Annotated in this window: 26 protein-coding genes; 19 read left to right on the top strand and 7 right to left on the bottom strand. The window is 63.4% G+C overall.

The window, feature by feature from the left end:
* Positions 1-10: 10 nt before the first annotated feature.
* A complete protein-coding gene (locus AC2FMD_RS06680) occupies positions 11-1,090 on the bottom strand; it encodes a two-component system sensor histidine kinase NtrB (protein WP_496740628.1) in 1,080 nt (359 codons plus the stop codon).
* Positions 1,087-2,103, bottom strand: a complete 1,017-nt coding sequence (dusB, locus tag AC2FMD_RS06675) for a tRNA dihydrouridine synthase DusB (protein ID WP_496794817.1) — start codon at positions 2,101-2,103, stop codon at positions 1,087-1,089. Before dusB ends, AC2FMD_RS06680 begins: the two co-directional genes overlap by 4 nt.
* Before the next feature lie 152 nt (positions 2,104-2,255).
* On the opposite strand from dusB, the gene AC2FMD_RS06670 reads away from it, so the two are divergent.
* The 17 genes from AC2FMD_RS06670 to AC2FMD_RS06590 all read left to right on the top strand — a co-directional run bounded on the left by AC2FMD_RS06670 (position 2,256) and on the right by AC2FMD_RS06590 (position 18,120).
* Positions 2,256-3,386 (top strand): bifunctional 2-C-methyl-D-erythritol 4-phosphate cytidylyltransferase/2-C-methyl-D-erythritol 2,4-cyclodiphosphate synthase, encoded by a 1,131-nt coding sequence (locus AC2FMD_RS06670; protein WP_496740631.1) that lies wholly within the window; start codon positions 2,256-2,258, stop codon positions 3,384-3,386.
* Positions 3,383-3,880, top strand: a complete 498-nt coding sequence (locus AC2FMD_RS06665; RefSeq protein WP_496740634.1) for a phosphatidylglycerophosphatase A family protein — start codon at positions 3,383-3,385, stop codon at positions 3,878-3,880. Before AC2FMD_RS06670 ends, AC2FMD_RS06665 begins: the two co-directional genes overlap by 4 nt.
* Positions 3,877-4,353, top strand: coding sequence for a CinA family protein (locus tag AC2FMD_RS06660; RefSeq protein ID WP_496712862.1), 477 nt, complete (start codon positions 3,877-3,879; stop codon positions 4,351-4,353). Before AC2FMD_RS06665 ends, AC2FMD_RS06660 begins: the two co-directional genes overlap by 4 nt.
* 180 nt (positions 4,354-4,533) lie before the next feature.
* On the top strand, positions 4,534-5,715 hold the full coding sequence (locus AC2FMD_RS06655) for an ammonium transporter (protein WP_496678084.1): 1,182 nt from the start codon (positions 4,534-4,536) through the stop codon (positions 5,713-5,715).
* A gap of 146 nt (positions 5,716-5,861) precedes the next feature.
* On the top strand, positions 5,862-6,542 hold the full coding sequence (locus AC2FMD_RS06650) for an orotate phosphoribosyltransferase (RefSeq protein ID WP_496686243.1): 681 nt from the start codon (positions 5,862-5,864) through the stop codon (positions 6,540-6,542).
* A 225-nt stretch (positions 6,543-6,767) separates the two neighbouring features.
* Entirely contained in the window at positions 6,768-8,258 is a 1,491-nt protein-coding gene (locus AC2FMD_RS06645) for a replicative DNA helicase (RefSeq protein ID WP_496678081.1), read from the top strand.
* 198 nt (positions 8,259-8,456) lie between these two features.
* Positions 8,457-9,491: an alanine racemase gene (gene alr, locus AC2FMD_RS06640; RefSeq protein ID WP_496686245.1), complete on the top strand. Its 1,035-nt coding sequence runs from the start codon at positions 8,457-8,459 to the stop codon at positions 9,489-9,491.
* A complete protein-coding gene (locus AC2FMD_RS06635; protein WP_149774500.1) occupies positions 9,488-10,270 on the top strand; it encodes an MlaE family ABC transporter permease in 783 nt (260 codons plus the stop codon). The genes alr and AC2FMD_RS06635 overlap by 4 nt, the downstream gene beginning before the upstream one ends.
* Entirely contained in the window at positions 10,267-11,013 is a 747-nt protein-coding gene (locus tag AC2FMD_RS06630; protein WP_496740641.1) for an ABC transporter ATP-binding protein, read from the top strand. Before AC2FMD_RS06635 ends, AC2FMD_RS06630 begins: the two co-directional genes overlap by 4 nt.
* A complete protein-coding gene (locus tag AC2FMD_RS06625; protein WP_496686248.1) occupies positions 11,010-11,570 on the top strand; it encodes a HEPN domain-containing protein in 561 nt (186 codons plus the stop codon). The genes AC2FMD_RS06630 and AC2FMD_RS06625 overlap by 4 nt, the downstream gene beginning before the upstream one ends.
* Complete coding sequence (locus tag AC2FMD_RS06620; protein ID WP_496678072.1) at positions 11,567-12,019, top strand: paraquat-inducible protein A; 453 nt, start codon at positions 11,567-11,569, stop codon at positions 12,017-12,019. Before AC2FMD_RS06625 ends, AC2FMD_RS06620 begins: the two co-directional genes overlap by 4 nt.
* 150 nt (positions 12,020-12,169) lie before the next feature.
* Entirely contained in the window at positions 12,170-12,949 is a 780-nt protein-coding gene (locus tag AC2FMD_RS06615) for a kinetochore Spc7 family protein (protein ID WP_496740643.1), read from the top strand.
* Between the two features lie 129 nt (positions 12,950-13,078).
* Entirely contained in the window at positions 13,079-14,443 is a 1,365-nt protein-coding gene (gene radA, locus AC2FMD_RS06610) for a DNA repair protein RadA (RefSeq protein WP_496740645.1), read from the top strand.
* Between the two features lie 41 nt (positions 14,444-14,484).
* Positions 14,485-15,054, top strand: coding sequence for a CvpA family protein (locus AC2FMD_RS06605; RefSeq protein ID WP_496678068.1), 570 nt, complete (start codon positions 14,485-14,487; stop codon positions 15,052-15,054).
* Between the two features lie 482 nt (positions 15,055-15,536).
* On the top strand, positions 15,537-16,997 hold the full coding sequence (purF, locus tag AC2FMD_RS06600) for an amidophosphoribosyltransferase (RefSeq protein WP_496678066.1): 1,461 nt from the start codon (positions 15,537-15,539) through the stop codon (positions 16,995-16,997).
* 184 nt (positions 16,998-17,181) lie between these two features.
* Positions 17,182-17,430 carry a hypothetical protein gene (locus AC2FMD_RS06595; protein ID WP_496678064.1) on the top strand — a complete coding sequence of 83 codons (249 nt, stop codon included), beginning with the start codon at positions 17,182-17,184 and terminating at the stop codon, positions 17,428-17,430.
* Between the two features lie 42 nt (positions 17,431-17,472).
* Entirely contained in the window at positions 17,473-18,120 is a 648-nt protein-coding gene (locus tag AC2FMD_RS06590; protein ID WP_496678062.1) for an SDR family NAD(P)-dependent oxidoreductase, read from the top strand.
* 58 nt (positions 18,121-18,178) lie between these two features.
* Here AC2FMD_RS06590 and AC2FMD_RS06585 read toward each other — a convergent pair whose 3' ends face one another.
* The 4 genes from AC2FMD_RS06585 to AC2FMD_RS06570 form a co-directional block, all read right to left on the bottom strand.
* Positions 18,179-19,021: an ATP-binding protein gene (locus tag AC2FMD_RS06585; protein WP_496686256.1), complete on the bottom strand. Its 843-nt coding sequence runs from the start codon at positions 19,019-19,021 to the stop codon at positions 18,179-18,181.
* Between the two features lie 115 nt (positions 19,022-19,136).
* Entirely contained in the window at positions 19,137-20,018 is an 882-nt protein-coding gene (gene tatC, locus AC2FMD_RS06580; RefSeq protein WP_496686259.1) for a twin-arginine translocase subunit TatC, read from the bottom strand.
* On the bottom strand, positions 20,015-20,473 hold the full coding sequence (tatB, locus tag AC2FMD_RS06575; RefSeq protein ID WP_149774519.1) for a Sec-independent protein translocase protein TatB: 459 nt from the start codon (positions 20,471-20,473) through the stop codon (positions 20,015-20,017). Before tatB ends, tatC begins: the two co-directional genes overlap by 4 nt.
* A gap of 6 nt (positions 20,474-20,479) precedes the next feature.
* Positions 20,480-20,695, bottom strand: a complete 216-nt coding sequence (locus AC2FMD_RS06570) for a twin-arginine translocase TatA/TatE family subunit (protein ID WP_496678054.1) — start codon at positions 20,693-20,695, stop codon at positions 20,480-20,482.
* A 219-nt stretch (positions 20,696-20,914) separates the two neighbouring features.
* On the opposite strand from AC2FMD_RS06570, the gene AC2FMD_RS06565 reads away from it, so the two are divergent.
* Positions 20,915-21,220, top strand: coding sequence for a hypothetical protein (locus tag AC2FMD_RS06565; protein WP_480753377.1), 306 nt, complete (start codon positions 20,915-20,917; stop codon positions 21,218-21,220).
* Between the two features lie 21 nt (positions 21,221-21,241).
* A complete protein-coding gene (locus AC2FMD_RS06560) occupies positions 21,242-21,913 on the top strand; it encodes a helix-turn-helix transcriptional regulator (RefSeq protein ID WP_496686262.1) in 672 nt (223 codons plus the stop codon).
* Positions 21,914-21,946: 33 nt separating this feature from the next.
* Here AC2FMD_RS06560 and AC2FMD_RS06555 read toward each other — a convergent pair whose 3' ends face one another.
* On the bottom strand, positions 21,947-23,098 hold the full coding sequence (locus tag AC2FMD_RS06555; RefSeq protein WP_496712850.1) for a peptidoglycan DD-metalloendopeptidase family protein: 1,152 nt from the start codon (positions 23,096-23,098) through the stop codon (positions 21,947-21,949).
* Between the last annotated feature and the right edge of the window lie 57 nt (positions 23,099-23,155).

The raw sequence follows: 23,155 nt of genomic DNA, 5'->3' as shown, positions 1-23,155 counted from the left end.
TTCTCCTTGATTATTCTTTGTCCTGCCCTGCCTCGCGCGGCGCGCGGCGCAGCGACAGCCGGAAGACCGTCCGCCCCGGCACCGACTCGGCCGTGATCCAACCGTCGTGGTCGGACACGATCTTGCTGACCAGCGCCAAACCCAGCCCGGTCCCGTTTTCCTTGCCGGATACGAACGGGTCGAAAATGTCGCTGCGGATGTCCTCGGGCAGGCCCGGGCCATCATCGATGATCTCGATCTGCAGCGGCAGCGAGTGGCCCGACCCATCACTGCGCCGCAGACGGAAGGAATGTTCGAAATAAGTGTGCAGGCGGATCGTCCCGCCCTCGGGACCGGCCGCCTCGGACGCGTTCTTGAGCAGGTTCAGAACCACCTGCAGCAACTGATCCGGGTCACCATAAGCCAGTGGCAACGAGGGGTCGTAATCCTCGATGATGGTCATGTCGGCTCCAAAGCCCAGCAGCGCCGAGCGGCGCGCGCGGTCCAGAACATCGTGGATGTTGACCGGCTTGAAGTCGGGGCGCGAGAGGTTTCCGAACTGCTCGACCTGTTCGAGGAGCTTCACGATCCGGCGGCTTTCGGCCACGATAAGATCTGTAAGTTCAAGGTCTTGTGGGCCGATATTCATGCTCAACAACTGCGCAGCACCGGTGATCCCGGCCAGCGGGTTCTTGATTTCGTGGGCCAGCATCTCGGCCATGCCGATCGCCGACTGTGCCGCCGATTTGACCGTGTTGCCGCGGGTCATGCGGCTGGCCAGTTCGCGCGGCGAGACGATCATGATCATGGACCCCGGATGCCCCAGCAGCGGCGCGATCTGCAACGCGCATTGCAGCGGCGCGCGATTGCCCGAACCCACGTCCACATCATTCACGAACAGCGGCGTGCCCTGCTGGCGGGCGCGCGTGAAAGCCTCTTCCAACGGCGCGTCCACGGCGATCTGGTCCCAGACCGGATGCCCGACCACCGATTTGCGTGAGGCGTTCAGAAACCCCTCACCCGAGGAATTGATATCGGCGATGCGATCCTCGGGGTCGATAATGAAGGCCGGAACCGGCAGAGAAGCCCAGATGACCTGATCCGAAATCATGCTGCCACCTCGGCATTTTCCGTCAACGCGTCGCCGATCAGACGCAGAACCACGTTAGGATCGCGCGAGGTCAGGACCGCGCGGCGCAGAGACGCCGGCGTTCTGGCCTCGTCCATGTACCAGCCCAGATGCTTGCGCGCGACGCGTAGCCCCAGATCGGCGCCATAGAACCCAAGCATCGCCTCGTAATGCAACCGCACCATGTCGGCCAGATCGTCACCTTCGGGAACTTCTGGCGCCGGTGTCCCCCACAGCTCGTGCGCGATCTGCGCAAGCAGCCACGGTTTGCCCTGCGCTCCACGGCCCACCATGACGCCATCCGCACCCGACCGCTCCAGCGCTGTCTGCGCACGTCTGGGGCTGGTGATGTCGCCATTGGCCACAACCGGAATGCTGACAGACTCTTTGACCGCGCGGATCGCGGCCCAATCCGCCTCGCCCTTGTAGAACTGACAGCGCGTGCGCCCGTGGATCGTCACCATCTGAACGCCGGCCTCCTGCGCCCGCCGCGCCACGTCCGGCGCGTTCAGCAGCGTGTCGTCCCACCCCAGCCGGGTCTTGAGAGTCACCGGAACGTCCACCGCGCCCACGACCGCCTCGATAAGGGTCAGGGCGTGGTCGGGCGTCTTCAGCAGGGCCGAGCCGGAATAGCCGTTCGTCACCTTCTTGGCCGGGCAGCCCATGTTGATGTCGATCACCCGCGCGCCCCGATCGGCGACCTGCCGCGCGGCCTCGGCCATCCAATAGGCGTCGCGCCCGGCCAGCTGTACGACAGTGTTTTCCACATCAGCCGACAGCTCGGCCCGTTCGCGCACGCCCGGCTTGGCCTGCACCATCTCCTGGCTGGCGACCATCTCGCTGACCACCATCCCGGCACCGAACCGCATGACGAGGTCGCGAAAGGGCCGGTCGGTGATTCCGGCCATCGGCGCCAGCAAAACCGGCGGGGTCACAATTTTCTCGGCAATGCGCAGCGTCAACGTGCCTAATCCTTGAGCATTCGCGGCTTTCATATCGAATTCGGCGCGTATGAACAATAAAACCACGGCCCGCAAGCCCGCAAAATCATCATGTGCACAATTTTTAATCAGACTACCGCGAGTGATTGCCTCTGCTTTCACCGCCGCCTAAACACGGGAGCCAAGCGAAGTTCGGAAACACAAACATGACAACCGCCGCCATCATCGTCGCCGCCGGGCGCGGCCTTCGCGCCGGAGGAGGCCAGCCCAAGCAATGGCGCCCTTTGGCCGGGCGGCGTGTGGCCGACTGGACGATCGAACGGATCAAGGCGCAGGTGTCACTGGTCGTGCTGGTCCTGTCTCCCGACGACCCCGCGGCCTGGACGGAATTCGCCGACAGCGGCCTGATCCTTGCGCCCGGCGGCGCCGACCGGGCCGAATCCGTGCGCAACGGCTTGCAAGCACTGGCTGATCGCAGCGTCAGCAAGGTTCTCATCCATGACGTGGCCCGACCCTGTGTCAGCGCGCGGGTCATTGTTGACGTGCTGGCGGCCCTCGACACCCACGCCGCCGCGGCACCTGGGCTGCCGGTGACCGATGCGCTGTGGACCGGGGCCGACGACCAAGTAACGGGTACCCGAGATCGCGCGGGCCTGTTTGCCGCGCAGACACCGCAGGGGTTCCGCTATGACGCAATCGTGGCCGCTCATGCGGCGCACTCCGGCGGGGCCGCTGATGATGTCGAGGTTGCCCGGGCCGCCGGGATCAACGTGGCCATCGTGCCGGGCGACGCGGACAATCTGAAAATCACACGGCCCGAGGATTTTGCCCGGGCTGAACGGATATTGAGGTCAGACATGGATGTAAGGCTGGGCAACGGATATGACGTGCACCGGTTCGGGCCGGGCGATCACGTTATCCTGTGCGGCGTCGAGGTCCCGCATGATCGGGGGCTGCAGGGCCATTCCGACGCGGATGTTGGCATGCACGCCGTCACCGACGCGATCTATGGCGCGCTGGCGCAGGGCGATATCGGCCAGCACTTCCCCCCGTCCGACCCGCAGTGGAAAGGCGCCGCCAGCGAGATCTTTCTGCGCCATGCGGTGGATCTGGCCACGCGCATGGGCTTTCGTATCTCGAACATCGACTGCACGCTGGTCTGCGAATACCCCAAGATCGACCCGCACGCCGCGGCGATGCGGCAAAAAATGAGTGAAATCATGGGGTTGGAGGCCGACTGCGTGTCGATCAAGGCCACCACGTCCGAGCGGCTGGGCTTTACCGGCCGCAAGGAAGGCATCGCCGCCCTCGCGACCGCCTGTCTGGTGAAACCATGACCTTGGCGCGCCTGATCGGAACCGTCGGCGGGGTCGGATATCTGCGCCCTGCCCCCGGCACCTGGGGCTCGCTGGCCGCACTGCCGCTGGCCTTGGCGCTGCACCTGCTGGGCGGCTTCCCGCTGCTGGTCGTCGCAACCGTCGCCGTCTTTCTGGCCGGCACTTGGGCCACCGGCGTCATGACTGCCGGGCAGGACGATCACGACCCCTCGGAGATCGTCGCCGACGAGGTCGCGGGCCAATTCATCTCCATCTGGGCCGTGTCCTATCCAGCCTGGGCGCATGACATCGCGGTCACCGCCCTGTGGCCGGGCTGGATCGCCGCGTTTTTACTGTTCCGCCTGTTCGACATCACCAAACCCGGCCCCATCGGCTGGGCCGACCGGCGCGGCGACCCCTTGGGCGTGATGCTGGACGACGTGATCGCGGGCGCGTTCGCGGCCGTGGGCGTTCTGATCCTGGCCGGGATAGCACACGGAGTACTGGGCCTATGACCGTCGCCGAACTGCTCGACCGCGCCAAGGCGCTGAACGTCATGATCGCCACCGCCGAAAGCTGCACGGGCGGTATGGTCGCCGCCGCGCTGACCGACATTCCTGGAAGTTCGGCCGTGGTTGACCGAGGCTTCGTCACCTATACCAACGCCGCCAAACAGGACATGCTGGGCGTGCGCGCCGAGACCTTGGCGGCCCATGGTGCCGTCTCTGAAGAGGTCGCCCGCGAGATGGTCGAGGGTGCGCTGGCGCATTCTCAGGCGCAGCTTGCAGTCTCGATCACCGGCATCGCGGGGCCCGGCGGGTCCGAGTTCAAGCCCGAGGGCCGGGTCTGTTTCGGCCTCGCCGTCAACGACCGCCCTACCCTGACCGAAACCGTAGAGTTCGGCGCCGCAGGCCGCGCCAATGTCCGACGCGCGGCGCGGGATCATGCGCTGAAACTGCTGGAAAACGGGCTTTCCGAACTCGCCTAATTTTTCGACACTTGTCCAAAAAAGGCGCACTTTTTGTCACCACTTGGAAAAAGGGCGCCAAAACAGGCATCTTTTTTGCACCCTGCCTCTTTTTTCCTCGGCGTCCGTTCGGTTGAACCCACGGCACGTCACTCACACCGCGCCCCTTGGCGCAGCTTCAGGAAAGAGGAGAACGGCCCAATGAACGGAGCCGATACCGCCTGGATCATCGTCGCGACGGCGCTGGTCCTGTTCATGACCTTGCCGGGCCTGGCCCTGTTCTATGGCGGGCTGGTGCGCGCCCGCAACGTGCTGAGCGTTTTCATGCACTGCTTCGCGATCGCCTGCCTGATGAGCATCCTGTGGCTGGTCGCGGGTTACTCGATCGCCTTCGGCGACGGCGGTTCGGGCCTGTGGGGCGGGCTGGGCAAGGCGTTTTTGAACGGCGTCGATGCCGACAGCCTGTCGGGCACCCTGCCCGAGGTGCTGTTCTTTGCCTTCCAGATGACCTTTGCCATCATAACCCCGGCCCTGATCGTCGGCGCCTATGTGGAGCGCGTGGGCTTTGGCTTCGTGCTAGTCTTCTCGGGCCTGTGGATGCTGCTGTGCTATGCGCCGGTGGTTCATTGGATCTGGGGCGGAGGAATCCTGACCGATGGCGGCATTCTAGGTGAAATCGGCGTGCGCGATTTCGCCGGTGGAATCGTGGTGCACGAAACCGCCGGTCTGGCCGCTCTGATCATCGCTTGGGTCCTGGGGCCGCGTAAGAACCGCACAACCCCGCCGCACAACCCCGGATTCGTCATGATCGGGGCCGCGATGCTGTGGGTCGGCTGGTTCGGCTTCAACGGCGGCTCGCAACTGGCCGCGGATGGCGGCGCGGCCATGGCGCTGACGGTCACCCATATCTCGGCCGCCACCGCATCGCTCAGCTGGGCGCTGTGGGAGCGGATCAAGTATGGCAAGGCCTCGCTGGTCGGTCTGGTCACCGGGACCATCGCGGGTCTGGCCTCGATCACTCCGGCCTCGGGTTATGTCGATCCGGTTCAGGCGCTGATCATCGGCGCGGTCGCCGGCATCCTGTGCCAAGAGGCGGTGAACGTGGTCCGCAACGTGCTGAACATCGACGATACGCTGGACGTGTTCGCCGTGCATGGCGTGGGCGGCATTTTCGGCACCATCATGATCGCCGTCTTCGGCCTGGGCGCTTGGACCGCACAGCTGGGCGGGCTGGTGATCGTGGGTGCCTTTACGTCAGTTGTCACATTTGTGCTGATCAAGGTGGTTGCGCTTGTCACCCCGCTTCGCGTAGACGCCGAGACCGAGACGAACGGGCTCGATCTGTCGGTCCACGGCGAACGGGCCTATGACATGAGCAGCTAAGCCCACCTTGGCTGCCTCAACTGCCCATCCGGGCATCAAGCGGACCTCTTGCGAGGTCCGCTTTTCTTTTGCGCCAACCCCTCTCGACATCGGGCCGGTCGGCAGGCTATCAGCCCGCAACGTCATTTCAGCACCGAGGTCCCGCCATGATCCCCAGTTCCTTTCCCGACAGCACGGAAATCGCCCGCCTGACCGCGCGGATGCTGCTGGAGATCAAGGCGGTGCATTTCAACGCGCGTGAGCCGTTCACGCTGGCCAGTGGCCTGCCCAGCCCCACCTATATCGATTGCCGCAAGCTGATCTCGTACCCGCGCATCCGGTCGACCCTGATGGATTTCCTGACGGTCACAGTCATGCGGAATGCCGGGTTCGAAGCCTTCGACAACATCGCCGGCGGTGAAACCGCGGGCATCCCCTTCGCCGCGATGGTGGCCGAACGCATGGCCCTGCCGATGACCTATGTGCGCAAGAAGCCCAAGGGCTATGGCCGCAACGCCCGGATCGAAGGGACCATGACCGAAGGCCAGCGCGTGCTGCTGGTCGAGGACCTGACCACCGATGGCGGCTCGAAACTGTCCTTCGTGGACGCGATCCGCGAAACCGGCGCCACCTGCGCACATACGGCGGTGATCTTCTATTATGGCATCTTTCCCGAAACCGAAAAGACGCTGGGCGATCACGGCGTGCAGTTGCACCACCTGTGCACCTGGTGGGACGTTCTGGCCGAGGCCAAGGCGCAGCAAGCCTTTGATGCGGAAACACTTGACGGGGTCGAAGCCTTCCTGAACGACCCGCGCGGCTGGCAGGAGGCCAACAAACAGTCTTAGGTCAGATGTGGATGAGATGGGGATAACTGTGAGGGAATCAGCCCAGTCACCGCGATATCTGGTGACTTTTTCACCGTTTCCTACATAATAGGCGACAATCAAGATAACATCCAAACGGTCTGGAAAGTTATCCCATGGCTTTACCCGCAGTTAGCCACAGGTATTTCCAGATAGCTTGAACAGCGGGTCTGCGTGTAGAACCTCGGGACAGGCAGCGGGGACGAAATGAACGAAATCAGCAGTATCGAGCAGGCAGCGGCGCAGATTCAGAACGCCGAGACCATGCCGCATTCCATCGAAGCCGAACAGCAGCTTCTTGGCGCGATCCTGACCAACAACGACCTGTATGACAGGGTCGCCTCGATCATCGGGCCCGAGCATTTCTATGACCCGGTCCATGCCCGTATTTATGAAGTCGCCGCCGCGCGCATCGCCAAGAACGCACTGGCCTCGCCGGTGACGCTGAAATCCTTTTTGGCCGAGGACGAAGGCCTTAAGGAACTGGGCGGTCCGGCCTATCTGGTCAAGCTGGCCGGCGCCTCGATCAGCGCCTTTGCCGTGCATGACTATGCCCAGATGATCTATGACCTGGCGATCCGGCGCGAGCTGATCCGGCTGGGTCGCGACATCTCGGACAAAGCGGCGCGGGTCGATGTGGCCAGCGAACCCAAGGAACAGATCGTCGAAGCCGAGCAGAAGCTGTACCAGCTGTCTGAGCAGGGCCAGACCGAACAAGGGTTCAAGTCCTTCCTCAAGGCCGTGACCGAGGCGGTGAACGTCACCAACGAAGCCTATCAGCGCGGCGGCGGCATGGCCGGGATCTCGACCGGGCTGATCGATCTGGACAAGCAGCTGGGCGGGTTGCATCCGTCCGACCTGATCATCCTTGCGGGGCGGCCGTCGATGGGAAAAACCTCGCTGGCGACCAACATCGCCTTCAACGTGGCCAAGGCCTACAAGCGCGGAATCCGTGCCGATGGCACCGAAGGGGCGGTCGATGGCGGCGTCGTCGGCTTCTTCTCGCTGGAAATGAGCGCCGAGCAGCTGGCGGGGCGGATCCTGGCCGAAGCGTCCGAGATTTCCAGCCACAAGATCCGCCAGGGCGACATGACCGAGGACGAGTTCCGCCGTTTCGTCGACGCCGCCAAGGCGCTGGAGGCCTGCCCGCTGTTCATCGACGACACGCCGGCTCTGCCGATCAGCCAGCTGGCGGCGCGCGCGCGTCGGCTCAAGCGGACGCATGGGCTGGACCTGCTGGTAATCGACTATCTGCAGCTGTGCCGCGGCATGTCCGACAATCGCGTGAACGAGATCGCCGAGATCTCGATGGGCATGAAGGCCATCGCCAAGGAACTGAACATCCCCGTCATCGCCCTGTCGCAGTTGTCGCGTCAGGTGGAAAACCGTGACGACAAGCGCCCGCAGTTGTCCGACCTGCGCGAATCCGGCTCGATCGAGCAGGACGCCGACGTGGTGATGTTCGTGTTCCGCGAAGAGTACTACAAAGAGCGCGAAAAGCCCGGCGATCACGAGCTGGAGAAGATGGAAGAATGGAAGCAGGCGATGGAGCGCCTGCACGGCAAGGCCGAGGTCATCGTCGGCAAACAGCGCCACGGTCCCATCGGCACGGTCGAGCTGTCCTTCGAGGCGCAGTTCACCCGGTTCGGCAACCTTGTCAAACCCTGGCAGCAGGGCGCCCAGATCGAGGGTTACTGACCCCCTCTCCTCAGTCGACCATGTGAACGATCGGGGTCATTCGCTGGCTTTGACCCTGATGGGGGAACAATGCGGGTGGCCGTCGAACGCGCCCCCTTTGGGAGCGGCCCGGCCACATGCTGCCCAAGTCGCGGAGATTCCGCTCATTTGTGGCGCATTCCCCCTTGACCTCGTGCGGCGCGATGTCATGAACGGATCATGAGTACCGCACGTTTGACGATCAACCTTCACGCGCTGGCCGGAAACTGGCGAGCGCTGGACGCCAAAACCGATGCCGAGACCGGCGCCGTGGTCAAGGCCGACGCCTACGGTCTGGGTGCCGGCCCCGTTGCCAGCACGCTGGCCGAGGAAGGCGTCCGCAAGTTTTTTGTTGCCGTGGCCGAGGAAGGCGCCGCCGTGCGCCGGGCGATCGGTCCCGGGCCTCTGATCTTCGTTTTTTCCGGCCACATGGAAGGCGATGCGGATCTGCTGCGCGATCACGACCTGGTGCCGCTGCTCAACTCGCCCGAACAATTCCAGCGCCACATCCAGGCGCTGCCGGTGCATCCGTTCGGCCTGCAACTGGACACGGGCATGAACCGCCTGGGGCTGGAGCCCGCCGACTGGTCCGCCCTGCGCAACCGGGCCGAGGCACTGAACCCGGTGCTGGTCATGTCTCACCTGGCCTGCGCAGACGAACCCGACCACCCGATGAACCGCCAGCAGCTCGAGGCATTCCGGGGCATGACCGAGGGCGTGTCGGCCCCCCGGTCGCTGGCCGCCACCGGTGGCATGCTGCTGGGCCCTGAATACCATTTCGATCTGTGCCGCCCGGGCATCGGCCTGTATGGCGGCCTGCCCTTCGCCGCGGCCAGGCCGGTCGTCACCGTCGATCTGCCGGTAATCCAGGTGCGCGATCTGGCCGTCGGAGAAACCGTCGGCTATGGCAATACCTGGAAGGCCCGCCGCCCGTCGCGCATCGCCACGGTGGCCGCGGGCTATGCCGACGGGCTCCACCGCGCCATCGGCGGCGGCATCGACACCTTCGCCGGTGACCTGCCCTGCCCGGTCGTGGGGCGCATCTCGATGGATCTGATCACCGTCGACGTGACCGACCTGCCGCACACGCCCGAACGTCTGCGCATTCTCAACGGCCACCAGACGGTGGACGATCTGGCCGAGGCCGCGGGCACCATCGGGTACGAGATCCTGACCTCACTCGGCAGCCGCTATTCGCGGGGCTACGTCGAATGAACCCGATCGCATGGCTTGGCGAACTGGGCCGCGCGGTCCTGAACCTGCTGGCCGCCTTCGGCCGCGTGGCGCTGTTTGCTCTGGATGCGGTGTCGCACATCTTTCGCCCGCCCTTCTACCCGCGTGAATTCGGCGTGGCCCTGCTGAACATCGGCTGGCTGTCCTTGCCGGTCGTTGGGCTGACCACCATCTTCACCGGCGGGGCACTGGCGCTGCAGATCTATGCCGGCGGCGCGCGTTTCAATGCCGAGGCCGTGGTGCCCCAGATCGTCGCCATCGGCATGGTGCGCGAGCTGGGCCCTGTCATGGTCGGCCTGATGATCGCCGCCCGCGTCACCTCGTCAATCGCGGCCGAAATCGCCACCATGAAAGTGACCGAGCAGATCGACGCGCTGGTCACCCTGTCGACCCACCCGATGAAATACCTGACCGCCCCGCGCGTTCTGGCCGCGCTAATCACCCTGCCCGTGCTGGTGGCGGTAGGTGACATCATCGGCATCGCGGGCGGCTATGCCGTGGCCACGCAGAACCTGGGCTTCAACCCGGCGGCCTATCTGAAGAATACGGTCGATTTTCTGGAACCGCTCGACATTCTGTCGTCGCTGGTCAAAGGGGCGGCCTTCGGGGTAATCGCCGCCATCATGGGCTGCTACTACGGCATGCACTCAGGCCGTGGCGCCCAGGGCGTGGGCCGCGCGACCAAAAGCTCGGTCGAGGCCGCGGCCGTGCTGATCCTGGCCGCCAACTTCGTTCTGACGGGGGTGTTCTTCTCGCTATGATCCGGTTGGAGAACGTACACAAGGCCTTTGGCGACAACCATGTCCTGCGGGGCGTGAACCTGGAAATTCCCACGGGTACCTCAATGGTCATCATCGGGGGGTCGGGCACTGGAAAATCGGTGGCGCTGAAATGCATCCTGGGCCTGATCAAGCCCGACAGCGGCAAGATCTATGTCGATGGTAAGGATGCCGAAACCGGCGACCGCGATGCTTTTCTGGCTCGGTTCGGAATGCTGTTCCAGGGCGGCGCTCTGTTCGATTCCCTGCCCGTCTGGCAGAACGTGGCCTTTCGTCTGCTGCGCGGCTCGCTCAAGCGCCCGGCACACGAGGCCCGCGAGATCGCCATCGACAAGCTGCGCCGCGTCGGCCTGCGCGCCAATGTGGCCGATCTGTACCCCTCCGAGCTGTCGGGCGGCATGCAGAAACGCGTGGGCCTGGCCCGCGCCATCGCCGCCGAGCCCGAGATCATCTTTTTCGACGAGCCCACCACGGGGCTGGACCCGATCATGTCGGGCGTCATTAACGATCTGATCCGCGAAATCGTGACCGAGATGGGCGCCACCGCAATGACCATCACCCACGACATGAGTTCCGTCCGCGCGATCGCCGACAACGTGGCGATGCTGCATGACGGGGTGATCCAGTGGACCGGTCCGGTCAGCCAGATGGATTCCTCGGGTGATCCTTTTGTCGAGCAGTTCATCAGTGGGAGTGCGGAAGGGCCGATTGAGGCGGTGCGGTGACTGAGCTGGGGAAGAACCGCGAGTCGACGAGCCCTATCCTTTTTGCTGCTATATCTGAGAAGTATCTGCAGGCAGCAAAAATTCTGTGGGAATCCGAATTCGAAAACAAGAACCGATTCCATTGGGACCTAGCACTAATTTTTCATCCGCTTTCGCAATTGCTGGGCGTAGCTCTTGAAACTTCATTGAAGGGTTTGATTGCTTGTCGTTCAACAGTTCCACCTAAAACTCACAGCATTTCAAAACTCTTTCTGAAACTAGACGACTACGACCTAGAAAAGCGCATCGAAGCCCAACTGCAAAATCTAAGTGTTCCAAAAGAAATCCAGGAAGCAAACAACTCCATGGACATCCAGGAGTTAGCAGAAGCTTATCGGCGGCATCACATTCATGTGGACTTATTTGACCGTGTCTACGATCGACCGTTTATGTCCAGATACCCCATACTCGGCGGCCACAGCCTACCTGACGCAATCGCACTTATCGCTATTGCCGATACTGTTTTGTCCAAGTTGAATGTCGAAAAAAGACGTTGGCAACCGAAGACGAACGAATGACCCTCCGCCTCGCCACCCTCTCGCTGCTGATCCTCTACCCCATCGCGTGGTTCGCCCCGCTGATGCGCGCAGGCCTGCTGCCGATCTTCGGCCTCAGCGAGATCAGCGTCATCACCGGCCTTCAATCCCTCTGGAAATCAGACATCTTCCTCGCGCTGGTCGTTACCGTCTTTGCCCTGTTCGCCCCGTACATCAAAACCATCGGCACCGCGCTGGTCCAATGGGACCTGCTGGACCCACGTGTCCAACCCGCGCTGAACATCATGGGCAAGCTGGCCATGGCCGATATCTTCCTCATCGCGCTCTACATCACCTTGGCCAAGGGCATTTCCTACGCAACGATCGAAACAGCGTGGGGTCTGTACCTGTTCACTGGCTGCATCCTTGCCTCAATCGCGCTGGGCTACGTTACCGAAGTGAAACGTGGTTCACGAAATCCCCGGACCTGATTGATTGAAAACGCATTTCTGGCTATGATGGCCAGCATTCGAGCAGCCAAGTCGTTTTTTGTTTCAGGGTCCGACGCGGATCGTCTTGCACGTTTGATGGATACTCCGCCCGGGCCCGGTTTTGCCGGTTTCAAAAGGAGTAGGACTGCCATGGCCGCCCTCCATTCGATTTCAATTCATTTCCAGAACGTATTCCTTCGACTGACTTTTTTCTTGATCTGCGCCGCTGCCCTGTTTGCCGTATCCGCCACCATGCTTGCCGCCGTGGATGTCTGGCCTTGGCTGACGATGCAGGCTGGATTGGGCGGACAGGACATCCCGAACGCAGGCGCCTACATCCAGATCGGCCTGACCGCTCTGGTTCTGATGTTCGCTTTCTATCTGCCCTCCAGCGCGCGCATGATGGCGTTGGAAAATGCGCATCGGAAGTTCTCGCTGCAGATGCAGGACGTGGTCGATGCCTACCAGATCGCCCACGCGGCCGACCGCAGCGGCGTGTTTGCGCTGGCCTCGGAATTCGACGCGGTCAAGGAACGCATGGCTTTCCTGCGCGACCACCCCGACCTGCAAACGCTCGAGCCCGAAGTCCTGGAACTGGCTGCACAGATGAGCCAGGTCAGCCACGAACTGGCCGAGACCTATGGCGCGGCCAAGGTCGCGCGGGCGCGGGCGTTCCTGCAACAGCGGCAGGAAGAGGTCGCGCTGTTCCAGCAGCGGATCGAAGAGGCCCAGACGATCCAGCACGAGCTGCGCCAGTGGACGCGCGACATCGAGATCGAGGAATCGATAGCCAAGTCCCAGTTGACCCGCCTGCGAGACGAATTGTTCGAGCTCCTGCCCGAGCTGTCCGCCCAATTGCAGACCCCACCCGACGACAGCGATCCGACTGCCACGAGTGTCATCGCCATGCCCCCGCGGGCTGCTGAATAGCACGCCCCCCAAGTGCACCAGCACCCGCCGTGAAGGATGGCCCGCCGGGCCTGACGCCGCGGCTCGCCCGTTCGGCTTTCGGGCCACGGGGGCTTGAAGAACCTTCCATCCTCGGGCACCAAAGGTTCCATGGCAAAGATGACGACGTTTACCTGCTCGGCCTGTGGCGCCTCGCATACCCGCTGGTCCGGGCGCTGCGACGGCTGTGGCGAGTGGAACACCATTGTCCAGGAAACCCCGCTGTCGGCTGGCCCAGCCAAAAAATCTCTGGGCGGCAAGCGCGGCCAAGCTGTAACCCTGACTGACCTCTCTACCGAGGAGGCCCCGCCCCCCCGCACAGTCTGCGGTGTCGAGGAACTGGACCGTGTCCTGGGCGGCGGGCTGGTCCCGGCCTCGGCACTGCTGGTGGGCGGCGATCCGGGCATCGGCAAATCCACCCTGCTGCTGCAGGCCGCCGCGCGCTTTGCCCGGTCGGGGCTGAAAACCATTTATGTCTCGGGCGAGGAAGCCAGTGCGCAGGTCCGCATGCGCGCGCGCCGTCTGGGGCTTGAAGACGCGCCGGTGCAACTGGCCGCCGAGACCAACCTGCGCAACATCCTGACCACGCTTGAGGCCGAGAAACCCGGCCTTGCCATCATCGACTCGATCCAGACCATGTGGGCGGACAATGTCGACAGCGCGCCTGGATCGGTCAGCCAGGTCCGCGCCGCCGCGCATGAACTGACCAGCTTTGCCAAGCGCCGCGGCGTATCCATCATCATGGTCGGCCACGTCACCAAGGAAGGCCAGATCGCCGGCCCCCGCGTGGTCGAACACATGGTCGATACCGTCCTCTATTTCGAGGGCGAGCGCGGCCACCAGTTCCGTATCCTGCGCGCGGTCAAGAACCGATTTGGCCCCGCTGACGAGATCGGCGTATTCGAGATGACTGGGAAAGGTCTGGCGCAGGTCACCAACCCTTCGGCCCTTTTCCTGTCGGAACGCGGCACGCCCAGCCCCGGCTCGGCCGTTTTCGCAGGCATCGAGGGCACCCGGCCGGTTCTGGTCGAACTGCAGGCGCTGGTCGCGCCCTCGCCCCACTCACAGCCCCGCCGCACCGTCGTCGGCTGGGATAGCGGACGGCTTGCGATGATCCTCGCCGTGCTCGAAGCGCGCTGCGGCATCCCCTTTGCGGGGCTCGACGTCTATCTGAACGTGGCCGGGGGCCTGAAGATCAGCGAGCCCGCAGCCGACCTCGCCGTGGCAGCCGCTCTGCTGAGCGCGCGCGAGGACACCGCCCTGCCCGCCGACACCGTGGTTTTCGGAGAAATCTCTCTATCCGGGGCACTTAGACCCGCACCGCAAACCGAAAACAGGTTGAAAGAAGCGCAAAAACTTGGTTTCACATCGGCAATTGCTCCGGCAGGTGGCAAAACCGGCACTGTGGCAGGTCTGACACTCACCCGACCCTCTGATCTGGCCGGGTTTGTTGGCGAAACCTTCGGAGCAGGTTAAGCTCGCGCCACGAGGGGCAGAAAAACGAACAGGCGAGGGCCATGGAAGGTTTTACAATCATTGACGGGGTCGTTGCCCTGATCGTCGTGCTGTCGGGCATCCTGGCCTATTCACGCGGTTTCATGCGCGAGGTGATGGCCATCGCCGGATGGGTTGCCGCGGCCGTACTGGCCTTCATCTTTGCGCCGCAGGCGGTGCCGCTGGTCAAGGAAATCCCGGTGGTTGGGGATTTCCTGCGCGACAGCTGCGAGTTGTCGGTCATCACCGGTTTCGCCGCCGTGTTCGCCGTGGCCCTGATCGTGGTCAGTATCTTTACCCCACTGTTTTCGTCGCTGGTGCAGCGGTCGGCGCTGGGAGGGCTGGATCAGGCGCTGGGGTTCTTCTTCGGCATCGCGCGCGGTATCCTGCTGGTGGCCATTGCCTTTTTTGTCTATGACACCGTCATGACCGGTCAGTCCTACACGATCGTGGACGAAAGCCGCTCGGCCAAGGTGTTCGAACAGTTCAGCGACAAGATCGAAGAGCAGAACCCCGAGGCCGCTCTGGGCTGGGTTACCACGCAATACGAACAACTGGTGGCAACGTGCACCGCGGATTCGCAGGGTCAATAACGGCTGCCCGGAATTGCAGACCAAGCCCGGCCCTGGCCGGGCTTTTTCTTTTTGCCGGTCAGACGAACCCTTCGCCACCACAAACCGAACAGCGCGATGTCTTCAGGCCGAAACAGCCATCGCAACGATTGAATTGCGGCCGACCGAGGTGATCGCGGCCTTTCAGAACCTCACCTTTGCCCATGCAGATCTGACAAGGCGCGCGTCCCATTCCGCGGCACCGATGACACCTTCGCTTGACGCGTTCTTCCTTCTTGGGTCCGGGTCGGCCTTGCCACATGCCCACCTCCATCTTGGCTTGGGACCGCAGGCCAGCACTCCTCGGCACACCTGCGGTGGCGATATTTCCGCCCATCATTGAACCCCAAAACCGCGCTGCGGCAAAACGATTTGTGATCCTTTGATGACATGCGCGGGTTTAGGCATTATGTGAGGGCCAACCCGCAACGGAATCGGAGCTGCCCGTCTTGCCAAGCCCGCAGATGCCCCCCGCCCACCCGTTCGATGACGACAAACTCCGCGAGGAATGCGGGATCTTCGGTGTCGTCGGCGTCCAGGATGCCGCAAGTTTCATCGCTTTGGGGCTGCACGCCCTGCAGCATCGCGGGCAAGAGGCCGGCGGGATCGTCACCCACGACCCGCAGCTTGGCTTCAACTCGGCCCGCCGGTTCGGCTATGTGCGCGACAATTTCACCTCGTCCGACATCATCGAAAGCCTGCCCGGTCCGATCGGCATCGGGCATGTGCGTTATTCCACGGCCGGGTCCAAGGGCCAGACCGCAATCCGCGACGTTCAACCGTTTTTCGGCGAGTTCGCCATGGGCGGCGCTGCGATTGCGCACAATGGCAACATCACCAACGCCAACGCCCTGCGGCGCGAGTTGATCGAGCGCGGCTCGATCTTCCAGAGCTCGTCCGACAGCGAATGCATCATCCACCTGATGGCGCGGTCGTTGCAGCGCAACATCCCAGAACGGATGGAGGACGCGCTGCGCCGGGTCGAGGGCGCCTTCTCGGTCGTGGCCATGACCCGCACCAAGCTGATCGGGGTACGCGACCCCCTGGGTGTACGCCCGCTGGTTTTGGGCAAAATCGGCGACGGCTGGTGCCTGGCTTCGGAAACCTGCGCGCTGGACATCATCGGTGCTGAATTCCTGCGTGAGATCGAGCCCGGCGAAATGGTGGTGATCAATGCCCAGAACGGCGTTGAAAGCCACTTCCCATTCCGCCGACAACCCAGCAAGTTCTGTATCTTCGAGCATGTCTACTTCTCGCGCCCAGACTCGATTCTGGGTGGACGCTCGGTCTATGAGACCCGCGAGGCCATCGGACGCGAGCTGGCCAAGGAAAGCCCGGTCGAGGCGGATCTGGTCTGCCCCGTGCCCGACAGCGGCACACCAGCGGCCATTGGGTACTCGCTGGAGTCGGGCATCCCCTATGCAATGGGTATCATCCGCAATCAATACATGGGCCGCACCTTCATCGAACCCACCGAGCAAATCCGCAACATGGGCGTGCGGCTCAAGCTGAACGTGAACCGCGCCCTGATCGAGGGCAAGCGGGTGATTCTGGTCGACGACTCGGTGGTGCGCGGCACAACCAGCCGCAAGATCAAGGAAATGATCCTGGATGCCGGTGCGAAAGAGGTGCATTTCCGCATCGCCTCGCCTCCCACGGCCTGGCCCTGTTTCTACGGTGTGGACACGCCACAGCGCGAAAAGCTGTTGGCCGCCACGATGACCGAGGAAGAGATGACCAAGCATTTGGCGGTCGACAGCCTCCGGTTCATCTCGCTGGACGGGTTGTACCGGGCGGTCGGCGAATCGCAGGGTCGCAGCAAAGAATGCCCACAATACTGCGATGCATGCTTCTCGGGCGAGTATCCCGTCACTCCGGCGGATATGGTTGAACAAGGGTTCAAGATGCAACCGGCGGCCGAATAAGGCCGGAATTCAGAGACTTCTCCAAGGGGCCGCAGGGCCCCTTTTTTCATGGCCCCGGTCCGCGTGGCAAAAGATGGCCGAAAGCTGCTGCACCGGCTTTTCCTTCCCCTTTGGCTCTGCTAGCCAGCCGGCTGCTCACTCACGCAATCACACGGAGGCCGGGCCACCGGGCCGGCCAGTTCACATGGCAAATCCCCGAGTCGACAGCGCGGCCACGCAGAAGGGCGCGCTCAGCAAGAATGGTACGACCGTCCTGGGCGTCTTTGGCCCGCAGAACGACATGCGCGCCCTGATGCGCTCATCGTCGGGACGGGTTAAAGAGGTCAAGACAGGCAGCCGCTTTGGTTCGGGCACGATCGTGGCCATCGACAAGGACGGCATCATACTGCGACAAAGCGGCCGGACCCAGCGCATCGCCATCCCCGGAAGCTGATCCGGGCTTGACGGGCTGCGCGCTTGGGTTCAAACCCCGCGCATGACCGATCAGACCAAAATTGCCCTTGTTACCGGCGCGTCGCGTGGGCTGGGAGCCGCCCTGGCTGAGGCGCTGGCACCCGAATACCACATCGTCGCCGTTGCCCGCACCACAGGCGGGCTGGAAGATCTGGATGACCGCATCAAGTCCCAAGGAGGCGCGGCCACCCTGGCGCCGATGGATATCGCCGACCCCAATGCCATGGCCACACTGTGCCGCGGCATCCATGACCGCTGGGGCAAGCTGGACCTGTGGCTGCACACGGCCATCCACACCGCACCGCTGACGCCTGCGAATTTCATCGACCCCAAGGATTGGCAGAAATCCGTGGACGTGAACGCCTCCGCGACTTCGGTTCTGATTCCCTATGTCGCGCCCCTGTTGGGTGAGGCTGGACAGGCGGTGTTCTTTGACGACCCGCGTGCCGGCGAGAAGTTCTGCGCCACCTATGGCGCAACCAAGGCTGCGCAGATTGCCATGGCGCGCAGCTGGGCCGCCGAAACCGTGCGCACCGGGCCAAAGGTTCATGTTCTGCAGCCCAGACCTATGGCCACAGCCCTGCGCGCGCGTTTCTTCCCGGGTGAGGATCGGTCGAAGCTGGCCAGCCCCTCGGACGAGGCCGCGCGCCTGCTATCCATGCTGGGCTGAGACCGTTCGGCCAGATCCCTTGCAAGTTGCAGCGGCGCCCCCATGACGGGCGCCGTTTTCATTCGATATGGACGCCCTGCCGGCCCGCCAGATCGACAAAGAACTGCCACGCCACCCGGCCCGAACGCGCGCCGCGCGTGGCCTGCCATTCGATCGCCTCGGCCCGCAGAGCGTCGGCATCGACGCTGACGCCATAAGCCGCGCAATACCGGTCGATCATCGCAAGGTATTCGTCCTGATCGCAGGGGTGAAACCCCAGCCACAAGCCGAACCGGTCGGACAGCGAAACCTTTTCCTCGACTGCCTCGGACGGGTTGATCGCGCTCGAGCGTTCGTTCTCGATCATGTCGCGCGGCATCAGGTGGCGGCGGTTCGACGTGGCATAGAACACCACGTTTTCGGGCCGACCCTCGATCCCGCCATCCAGTACGGCCTTCAGCGACTTGTAGTGCTGATCGTCATGGCTGAACGACAAGTCGTCGCAGAACAGGATGAACCGGAAAGGTGCAGCGCGCAGGTGGTTCAGCAACCGCGCGACCGAGCCCATGTCCTCGCGCTGAAGCTCAACCAGCTTCAGGTCGGGAAACTCGGGCTGAAGGGTGCCGTGCACCGCCTTGACAAGGCTGGACTTGCCCATACCGCGGGCACCCCACAACAGCGCGTTGTTTGCCTTGTACCCGGCCGCGAAGCGGCGCGTGTTGTCCAACAGCGTATCGCGCGACCGGTTGATGCCCACCAGCAGGTCAAGATCAACGCGGTTGACATGGTGCACCGGCTCCAGCCGGTCGGGCGCAATGTGCCAGACAAAAGCGGGGGCGGCCGAGAAATCAGGCGCAGCCAGCGGCGCCGGGGCCATGCGTTCCAATGCGTCGGCAATGCGGTTCAGGGCTTGGTCGTCCATGGGTCCTCCGAAGTCTTGCGGCCGATTTCAACCACGTTCATGGGCCGCCAACAAGACCCGGATGAAGAAAGGGCGCACCCGTCAAGGCGCGCCCTTCCCCATTCACTGCTCGGGTTTACTTGTCGTCTTCGGCCTCAAACTCTGCCATCAGCTCGTCATCGGCTGCTTCTTCATCGTCATAATAGCCGTCGGCCCGCAGCTGTTCTTCGCGCTTTTTCTCGACCCGGGCCACCAGGAAGATCGAAATCTCGTACAGGCCGTAGACCACAACGAACAGAATGATCTGGGTGATCACGTCCGGCGGGGTCACGATGGCGGCCAGAACCAGAATGCCCACCACGGCATATTTGCGCACCGCGCCCAAACCTTCGGCGCTGACCAGCCCGGCCTTGCCCATCAGGGTCAACAAAACCGGAAGCTGGAAGCACAGACCGAAGGCCACGATGAACTTGATCGTCAGGTTCAGATATTCCTGCGCCGAACCTTGGAACACCACGCTCAGCGGCGCGGATGCGCCTTCGGCGACAGCCTCACCCTCGGCCCCGAATTGCTGGAATCCAAGGAAGAAGTCATAGGCCAGCGGGGTGACCACGTAAAAGGCAAAGCTCGCGCCCAGCAGGAACATGAAGGGCGAGGCCAGCAGGAATGGCAGGAAGGCGTTCTTCTCGGACCGGTAGAGCCCCGGCGCCACGAACCGCCACATCTGCATGCCGATATATGGAAAGGCCAGAATGAACCCACCCAGGAGCGAGACCTTGATCGCCACGAAGAAGCCCTCCTGCGGCGAAATGAAGATCAGGTCGCAGTCCTGTCCGCGCTCGGACAGAACATCGCACAGGGGCTGGGTCAGAAAGTTGAAGATCGGCGTGGCAACCGTGAAACAGATGATCATACCGATCAAAAACGCCACGACGCTGTGGATCAGACGCGTGCGCAACTCGGCCAGATGCTCGATCAGGGGGGCCGAGGTATCCTCGATCTCGTCGGTCTTGCTCATGTCTTGCCTTCGGTTTTCAGCGCGGCTTCGGCCTCTTCGGCCTTGGCCAGGGCCTCGGCGGCTTCTTTCGCCTTGCGCTCGGCGGCGGCACGGGCGGTGGCAGCCTGGATCTTCTTGGCCTGCTCGGCGCGTTCAGCGGCCAGTTTGCCGGTTTCGCTGTCGGGGTCGAACTTGGTCGGATCCATGCTCTTGGCCATGTCCTGCGCGGCCTGCTTGACGCCATCCATCGCACTGCCCACCGGGTTGGTGGCCGCGTCCAGACCTTTCTTGATATCGTTCACGCCCGCCTGGTCGGCCGCCTCGTTCATGGCGCTTGAAAATTCGCGCGCCATGCCCCGGGCCTTGCCGATGAACCGTCCGACATTGCGGAACAGAACCGGCAGGTCCTTGGGCCCCACGACGATCAGGGCAACGATGCCGATGACCAGCAGCTCGGTCCAGCCCAGATCAAACATGGGCGATCAGACCTTGTCTTTGTCGGTCTCGGGCGTGACGTCCTTGGCCAGCTCAGACGCGTCCTGTTCGATCTCCTCGCCGCCTTCCTTTACGCCTTTCTTGAATGCGGTGATGCCTTTGCCCACCTCACCCATCAACGAGCTGATCTTGCCGCGGCCAAACAGCACCAGCACCACGACGGCGATCAGCAGGAGGCCGGGAAGGCCGATATTGTTGAGCATGTCTCTTCTCCTTCTACGTCGGCGCAACGCGCCGGGAATGTGATCTGACTTCGTGTCTACGCCCACCGGGCCATCGAAAAAAGTGACGCAAGTCAAATCCGCGTTCAAATCCGGGCCGCTCATGTGGTTTTTGCGGGCTGGCAATTTTCAACTGACAGGTTTATGTCAGTTGCAGACGACTAGGAACAGGGCATCGAAACCTGGTCAACGGAGACTCACATGACCCATGTTGCTGAAATCGTCACCTTCACCCTCGCTGATGGCACCACGCCGGAAGAGTTCGTCAGGCTCAGCCAGACGACCGAGGCCTTCGTGCGTGCGGCTCGCGGCTTTGCCCACCGACAGTTGAGCCAGGGCGAGGATGGCCGCTGGACCGATTATGTCATCTGGACCGACATGAAGGCCGCACAGGACGCCGCAGCGCAGTTCCCACAGCAGGATTTTGCCGCCGGTCTGATGGCGGCGATCGACCCCGCCAGCATCCAGATGCGCCATGAGAAAGTGCTATGGAACATGACCGCCTGATCGCGGTCCGGACGGCGTGTCATGCGCCGCACTGACCGCCTGTTCGACATCATCCAGATCCTGCGCGACGGCAAACTGCACCGCGCGCAGGACATCGCGGACCGGCTCGAGGTTTCGGTCCGCACCATCTATCGCGATATGGACACACTGGTGGCTTCGGGCGTTCCCGTCCAGGGCGAACGCGGTGTGGGTTACATGGTGCGCGAGCAGATCACCCTGCCCCCGCTGAACCTCAGCCCGGCCGAGCTTGAGGCCCTGAACCTCGGCATGGCGATCGTGGCCGAGGCCGCCGACCCCGACCTGAAGGCCGCCGCGGAGTCGCTAGCCGCCAAGATCGACGCAGTACTGCCCACCCAGGTGGTGGCCGAGGCGGATGCGTGGAAATTCGCCGTCTATCCCTTTGCCGATGCCGCGCGCGGGCTGGCGCATATGGCGCCGATCCGAGCGGCCATCAAATCGCGCCAGAAACTGCGGCTGACCTACCGGCGCATCGACGGAACCCTGACCGAACGCACAATCCGCCCCTTGCACATGGAATACTGGGGCAGGGTCTGGACCCTGACCGCCTGGTGCGAGCTGCGCGATGCCTTCCGCGTGTTCCGCATTGACCTAATCGAAAGCGTCACGCCCTTGCCCGAGATCTTTGCCGATGAGCCCGGAAAGCGGCTGGCCGATTACGACCCGACCGCCTGATGCCCGTCAGCCCCGAAAGATCGCGCCGAATTTTCAGCGCAGATAGGTTTCCGGATCCACCGACTCAAAGCCTTCGCGCACCTCGAAATGCACATAGGCGTTTTCGCCGCCGCGCAGCTTGGCAATGCTCTGGCCGCGGCTGACCCGGTCGCCTTTCTTAACCGAGATCCCCTCGACATTCGCATAGACCGTCAGCAGATCGTTGCTGTGCTTGACCACGATGATCGGGATCTGGTCGGCATCGGCCGTGATCGCGGCCACGGTGCCGGCCTCGGCGGCCTTGACCGGTGTGCCGGGGCTGCCGGCAATATCGATCCCCTCGTTCTTGCCCTTGGCATAGGGCCGGATGATCTTGCCGGTGACCGGCATCGCCAGGGCCGAAGCGCTGGTCTGGGTCGGCGCCTCGGCGGTAACGTCCGGCGCGGGGGCCGGCGGTGCGATCTTTTCATCCGGCAGGGGCTGGGTGGCACTGGGCGGCGTGGGTGTCGGAGACCCCTGCCCCGGCTCGGTCACCGCCGTTGCCGCGGGCACGGCCGCCTGTCGCGGCGCGGCCTGGTCCTTGACTGGAATCAGCAGGTATTGCCCCTCGCGCACGGTGAAATCGGGGCCCAGGCCGTTCCATTCGGCCAGCGCATCCACCGGCACCTGGTACAGGCGGGAAATGGTATAGGCCGTCTCGCCGCGCTTGACCTTGTGGCGGATCGGCTCGTCCGTCGAGGTGACCGGCGCAGGTTTGACCGGTTCCAGCGTCGAGACACGCACGCCGCCCGTATCCGGCGCCTGCTCGATGGCCGTCGTTGCGATCGAGGCGATATCGACATTGCCCACCCCGGCCCCGACCGACCGGGGCAAGGCCAGAACCTCGCCCTCGCGCAGTTGGTCGCTGGGCAGCAATCCGTTGAACCGGGCCAGTTCGGCCTCGGGCAGGCCGACCCGCGCCGCGACCGTCCCGACCGTATCGCCCCGCCGGGCCACCGCCACCTGGTAGGTGGGATAGGTGATCACCCCGCGCGCATCGGGCGCCGGGCGGTCTGCTGTGGCCGACAAGGCGGCCGGGGTGGTCGAAAACCCGCCGACCTGACCCCGCAAATCGTAATCCAGCGGCCCCTCGCACCCGGCAAGCACCGCGACCGTGGCCAGCGCCGACGCGCCACGACCCAAGACTGACCTGGAAACTGCTCTCATGTCTCTGTCCTCAACACCTGCCCCTGTTTGCCGGGGTTCTGGCGCCCTTTTTGCTAC

The sequence above is a fragment of the Ruegeria sp. BHSC276 genome (genome assembly GCF_059612945.1).
The sequence above is the reverse complement of the archived record's forward strand: the minus strand, read 5'-3'. Positions and strand labels throughout refer to the sequence as shown.

What these genes read in the sequence shown, in the direction of transcription:
- AC2FMD_RS06635 (WP_149774500.1), top strand. Translation starts at nt 9,488, where the DNA reads ATGAACCCGATCGCATGGCTTGGCGAACTGGGCCGCGCGGTCCTGAAC.
- AC2FMD_RS06630 (WP_496740641.1), top strand. Translation starts at nt 10,267, where the DNA reads ATGATCCGGTTGGAGAACGTACACAAGGCCTTTGGCGACAACCATGTC.
- AC2FMD_RS06660 (WP_496712862.1), top strand. Translation starts at nt 3,877, where the DNA reads ATGACCGTCGCCGAACTGCTCGACCGCGCCAAGGCGCTGAACGTCATG.
- AC2FMD_RS06595 (WP_496678064.1), top strand. Translation starts at nt 17,182, where the DNA reads ATGGCAAATCCCCGAGTCGACAGCGCGGCCACGCAGAAGGGCGCGCTC.
- AC2FMD_RS06645 (WP_496678081.1), top strand. Translation starts at nt 6,768, where the DNA reads ATGAACGAAATCAGCAGTATCGAGCAGGCAGCGGCGCAGATTCAGAAC.
- AC2FMD_RS06650 (WP_496686243.1), top strand. Translation starts at nt 5,862, where the DNA reads ATGATCCCCAGTTCCTTTCCCGACAGCACGGAAATCGCCCGCCTGACC.
- tatB (WP_149774519.1), bottom strand. Translation starts at nt 20,473, where the DNA reads ATGTTTGATCTGGGCTGGACCGAGCTGCTGGTCATCGGCATCGTTGCC.
- purF (WP_496678066.1), top strand. Translation starts at nt 15,537, where the DNA reads ATGCCCCCCGCCCACCCGTTCGATGACGACAAACTCCGCGAGGAATGC.
- AC2FMD_RS06620 (WP_496678072.1), top strand. Translation starts at nt 11,567, where the DNA reads ATGACCCTCCGCCTCGCCACCCTCTCGCTGCTGATCCTCTACCCCATC.
- AC2FMD_RS06560 (WP_496686262.1), top strand. Translation starts at nt 21,242, where the DNA reads ATGCGCCGCACTGACCGCCTGTTCGACATCATCCAGATCCTGCGCGAC.
- AC2FMD_RS06655 (WP_496678084.1), top strand. Translation starts at nt 4,534, where the DNA reads ATGAACGGAGCCGATACCGCCTGGATCATCGTCGCGACGGCGCTGGTC.
- AC2FMD_RS06665 (WP_496740634.1), top strand. Translation starts at nt 3,383, where the DNA reads ATGACCTTGGCGCGCCTGATCGGAACCGTCGGCGGGGTCGGATATCTG.
- AC2FMD_RS06565 (WP_480753377.1), top strand. Translation starts at nt 20,915, where the DNA reads ATGACCCATGTTGCTGAAATCGTCACCTTCACCCTCGCTGATGGCACC.
- AC2FMD_RS06555 (WP_496712850.1), bottom strand. Translation starts at nt 23,098, where the DNA reads ATGAGAGCAGTTTCCAGGTCAGTCTTGGGTCGTGGCGCGTCGGCGCTG.
- AC2FMD_RS06570 (WP_496678054.1), bottom strand. Translation starts at nt 20,695, where the DNA reads ATGCTCAACAATATCGGCCTTCCCGGCCTCCTGCTGATCGCCGTCGTG.
- radA (WP_496740645.1), top strand. Translation starts at nt 13,079, where the DNA reads ATGGCAAAGATGACGACGTTTACCTGCTCGGCCTGTGGCGCCTCGCAT.
- alr (WP_496686245.1), top strand. Translation starts at nt 8,457, where the DNA reads ATGAGTACCGCACGTTTGACGATCAACCTTCACGCGCTGGCCGGAAAC.
- AC2FMD_RS06615 (WP_496740643.1), top strand. Translation starts at nt 12,170, where the DNA reads ATGGCCGCCCTCCATTCGATTTCAATTCATTTCCAGAACGTATTCCTT.
- AC2FMD_RS06680 (WP_496740628.1), bottom strand. Translation starts at nt 1,090, where the DNA reads ATGATTTCGGATCAGGTCATCTGGGCTTCTCTGCCGGTTCCGGCCTTC.
- AC2FMD_RS06585 (WP_496686256.1), bottom strand. Translation starts at nt 19,021, where the DNA reads ATGGACGACCAAGCCCTGAACCGCATTGCCGACGCATTGGAACGCATG.
- dusB (WP_496794817.1), bottom strand. Translation starts at nt 2,103, where the DNA reads ATGAAAGCCGCGAATGCTCAAGGATTAGGCACGTTGACGCTGCGCATT.
- AC2FMD_RS06670 (WP_496740631.1), top strand. Translation starts at nt 2,256, where the DNA reads ATGACAACCGCCGCCATCATCGTCGCCGCCGGGCGCGGCCTTCGCGCC.
- tatC (WP_496686259.1), bottom strand. Translation starts at nt 20,018, where the DNA reads ATGAGCAAGACCGACGAGATCGAGGATACCTCGGCCCCCCTGATCGAG.
- AC2FMD_RS06590 (WP_496678062.1), top strand. Translation starts at nt 17,473, where the DNA reads ATGACCGATCAGACCAAAATTGCCCTTGTTACCGGCGCGTCGCGTGGG.
- AC2FMD_RS06605 (WP_496678068.1), top strand. Translation starts at nt 14,485, where the DNA reads ATGGAAGGTTTTACAATCATTGACGGGGTCGTTGCCCTGATCGTCGTG.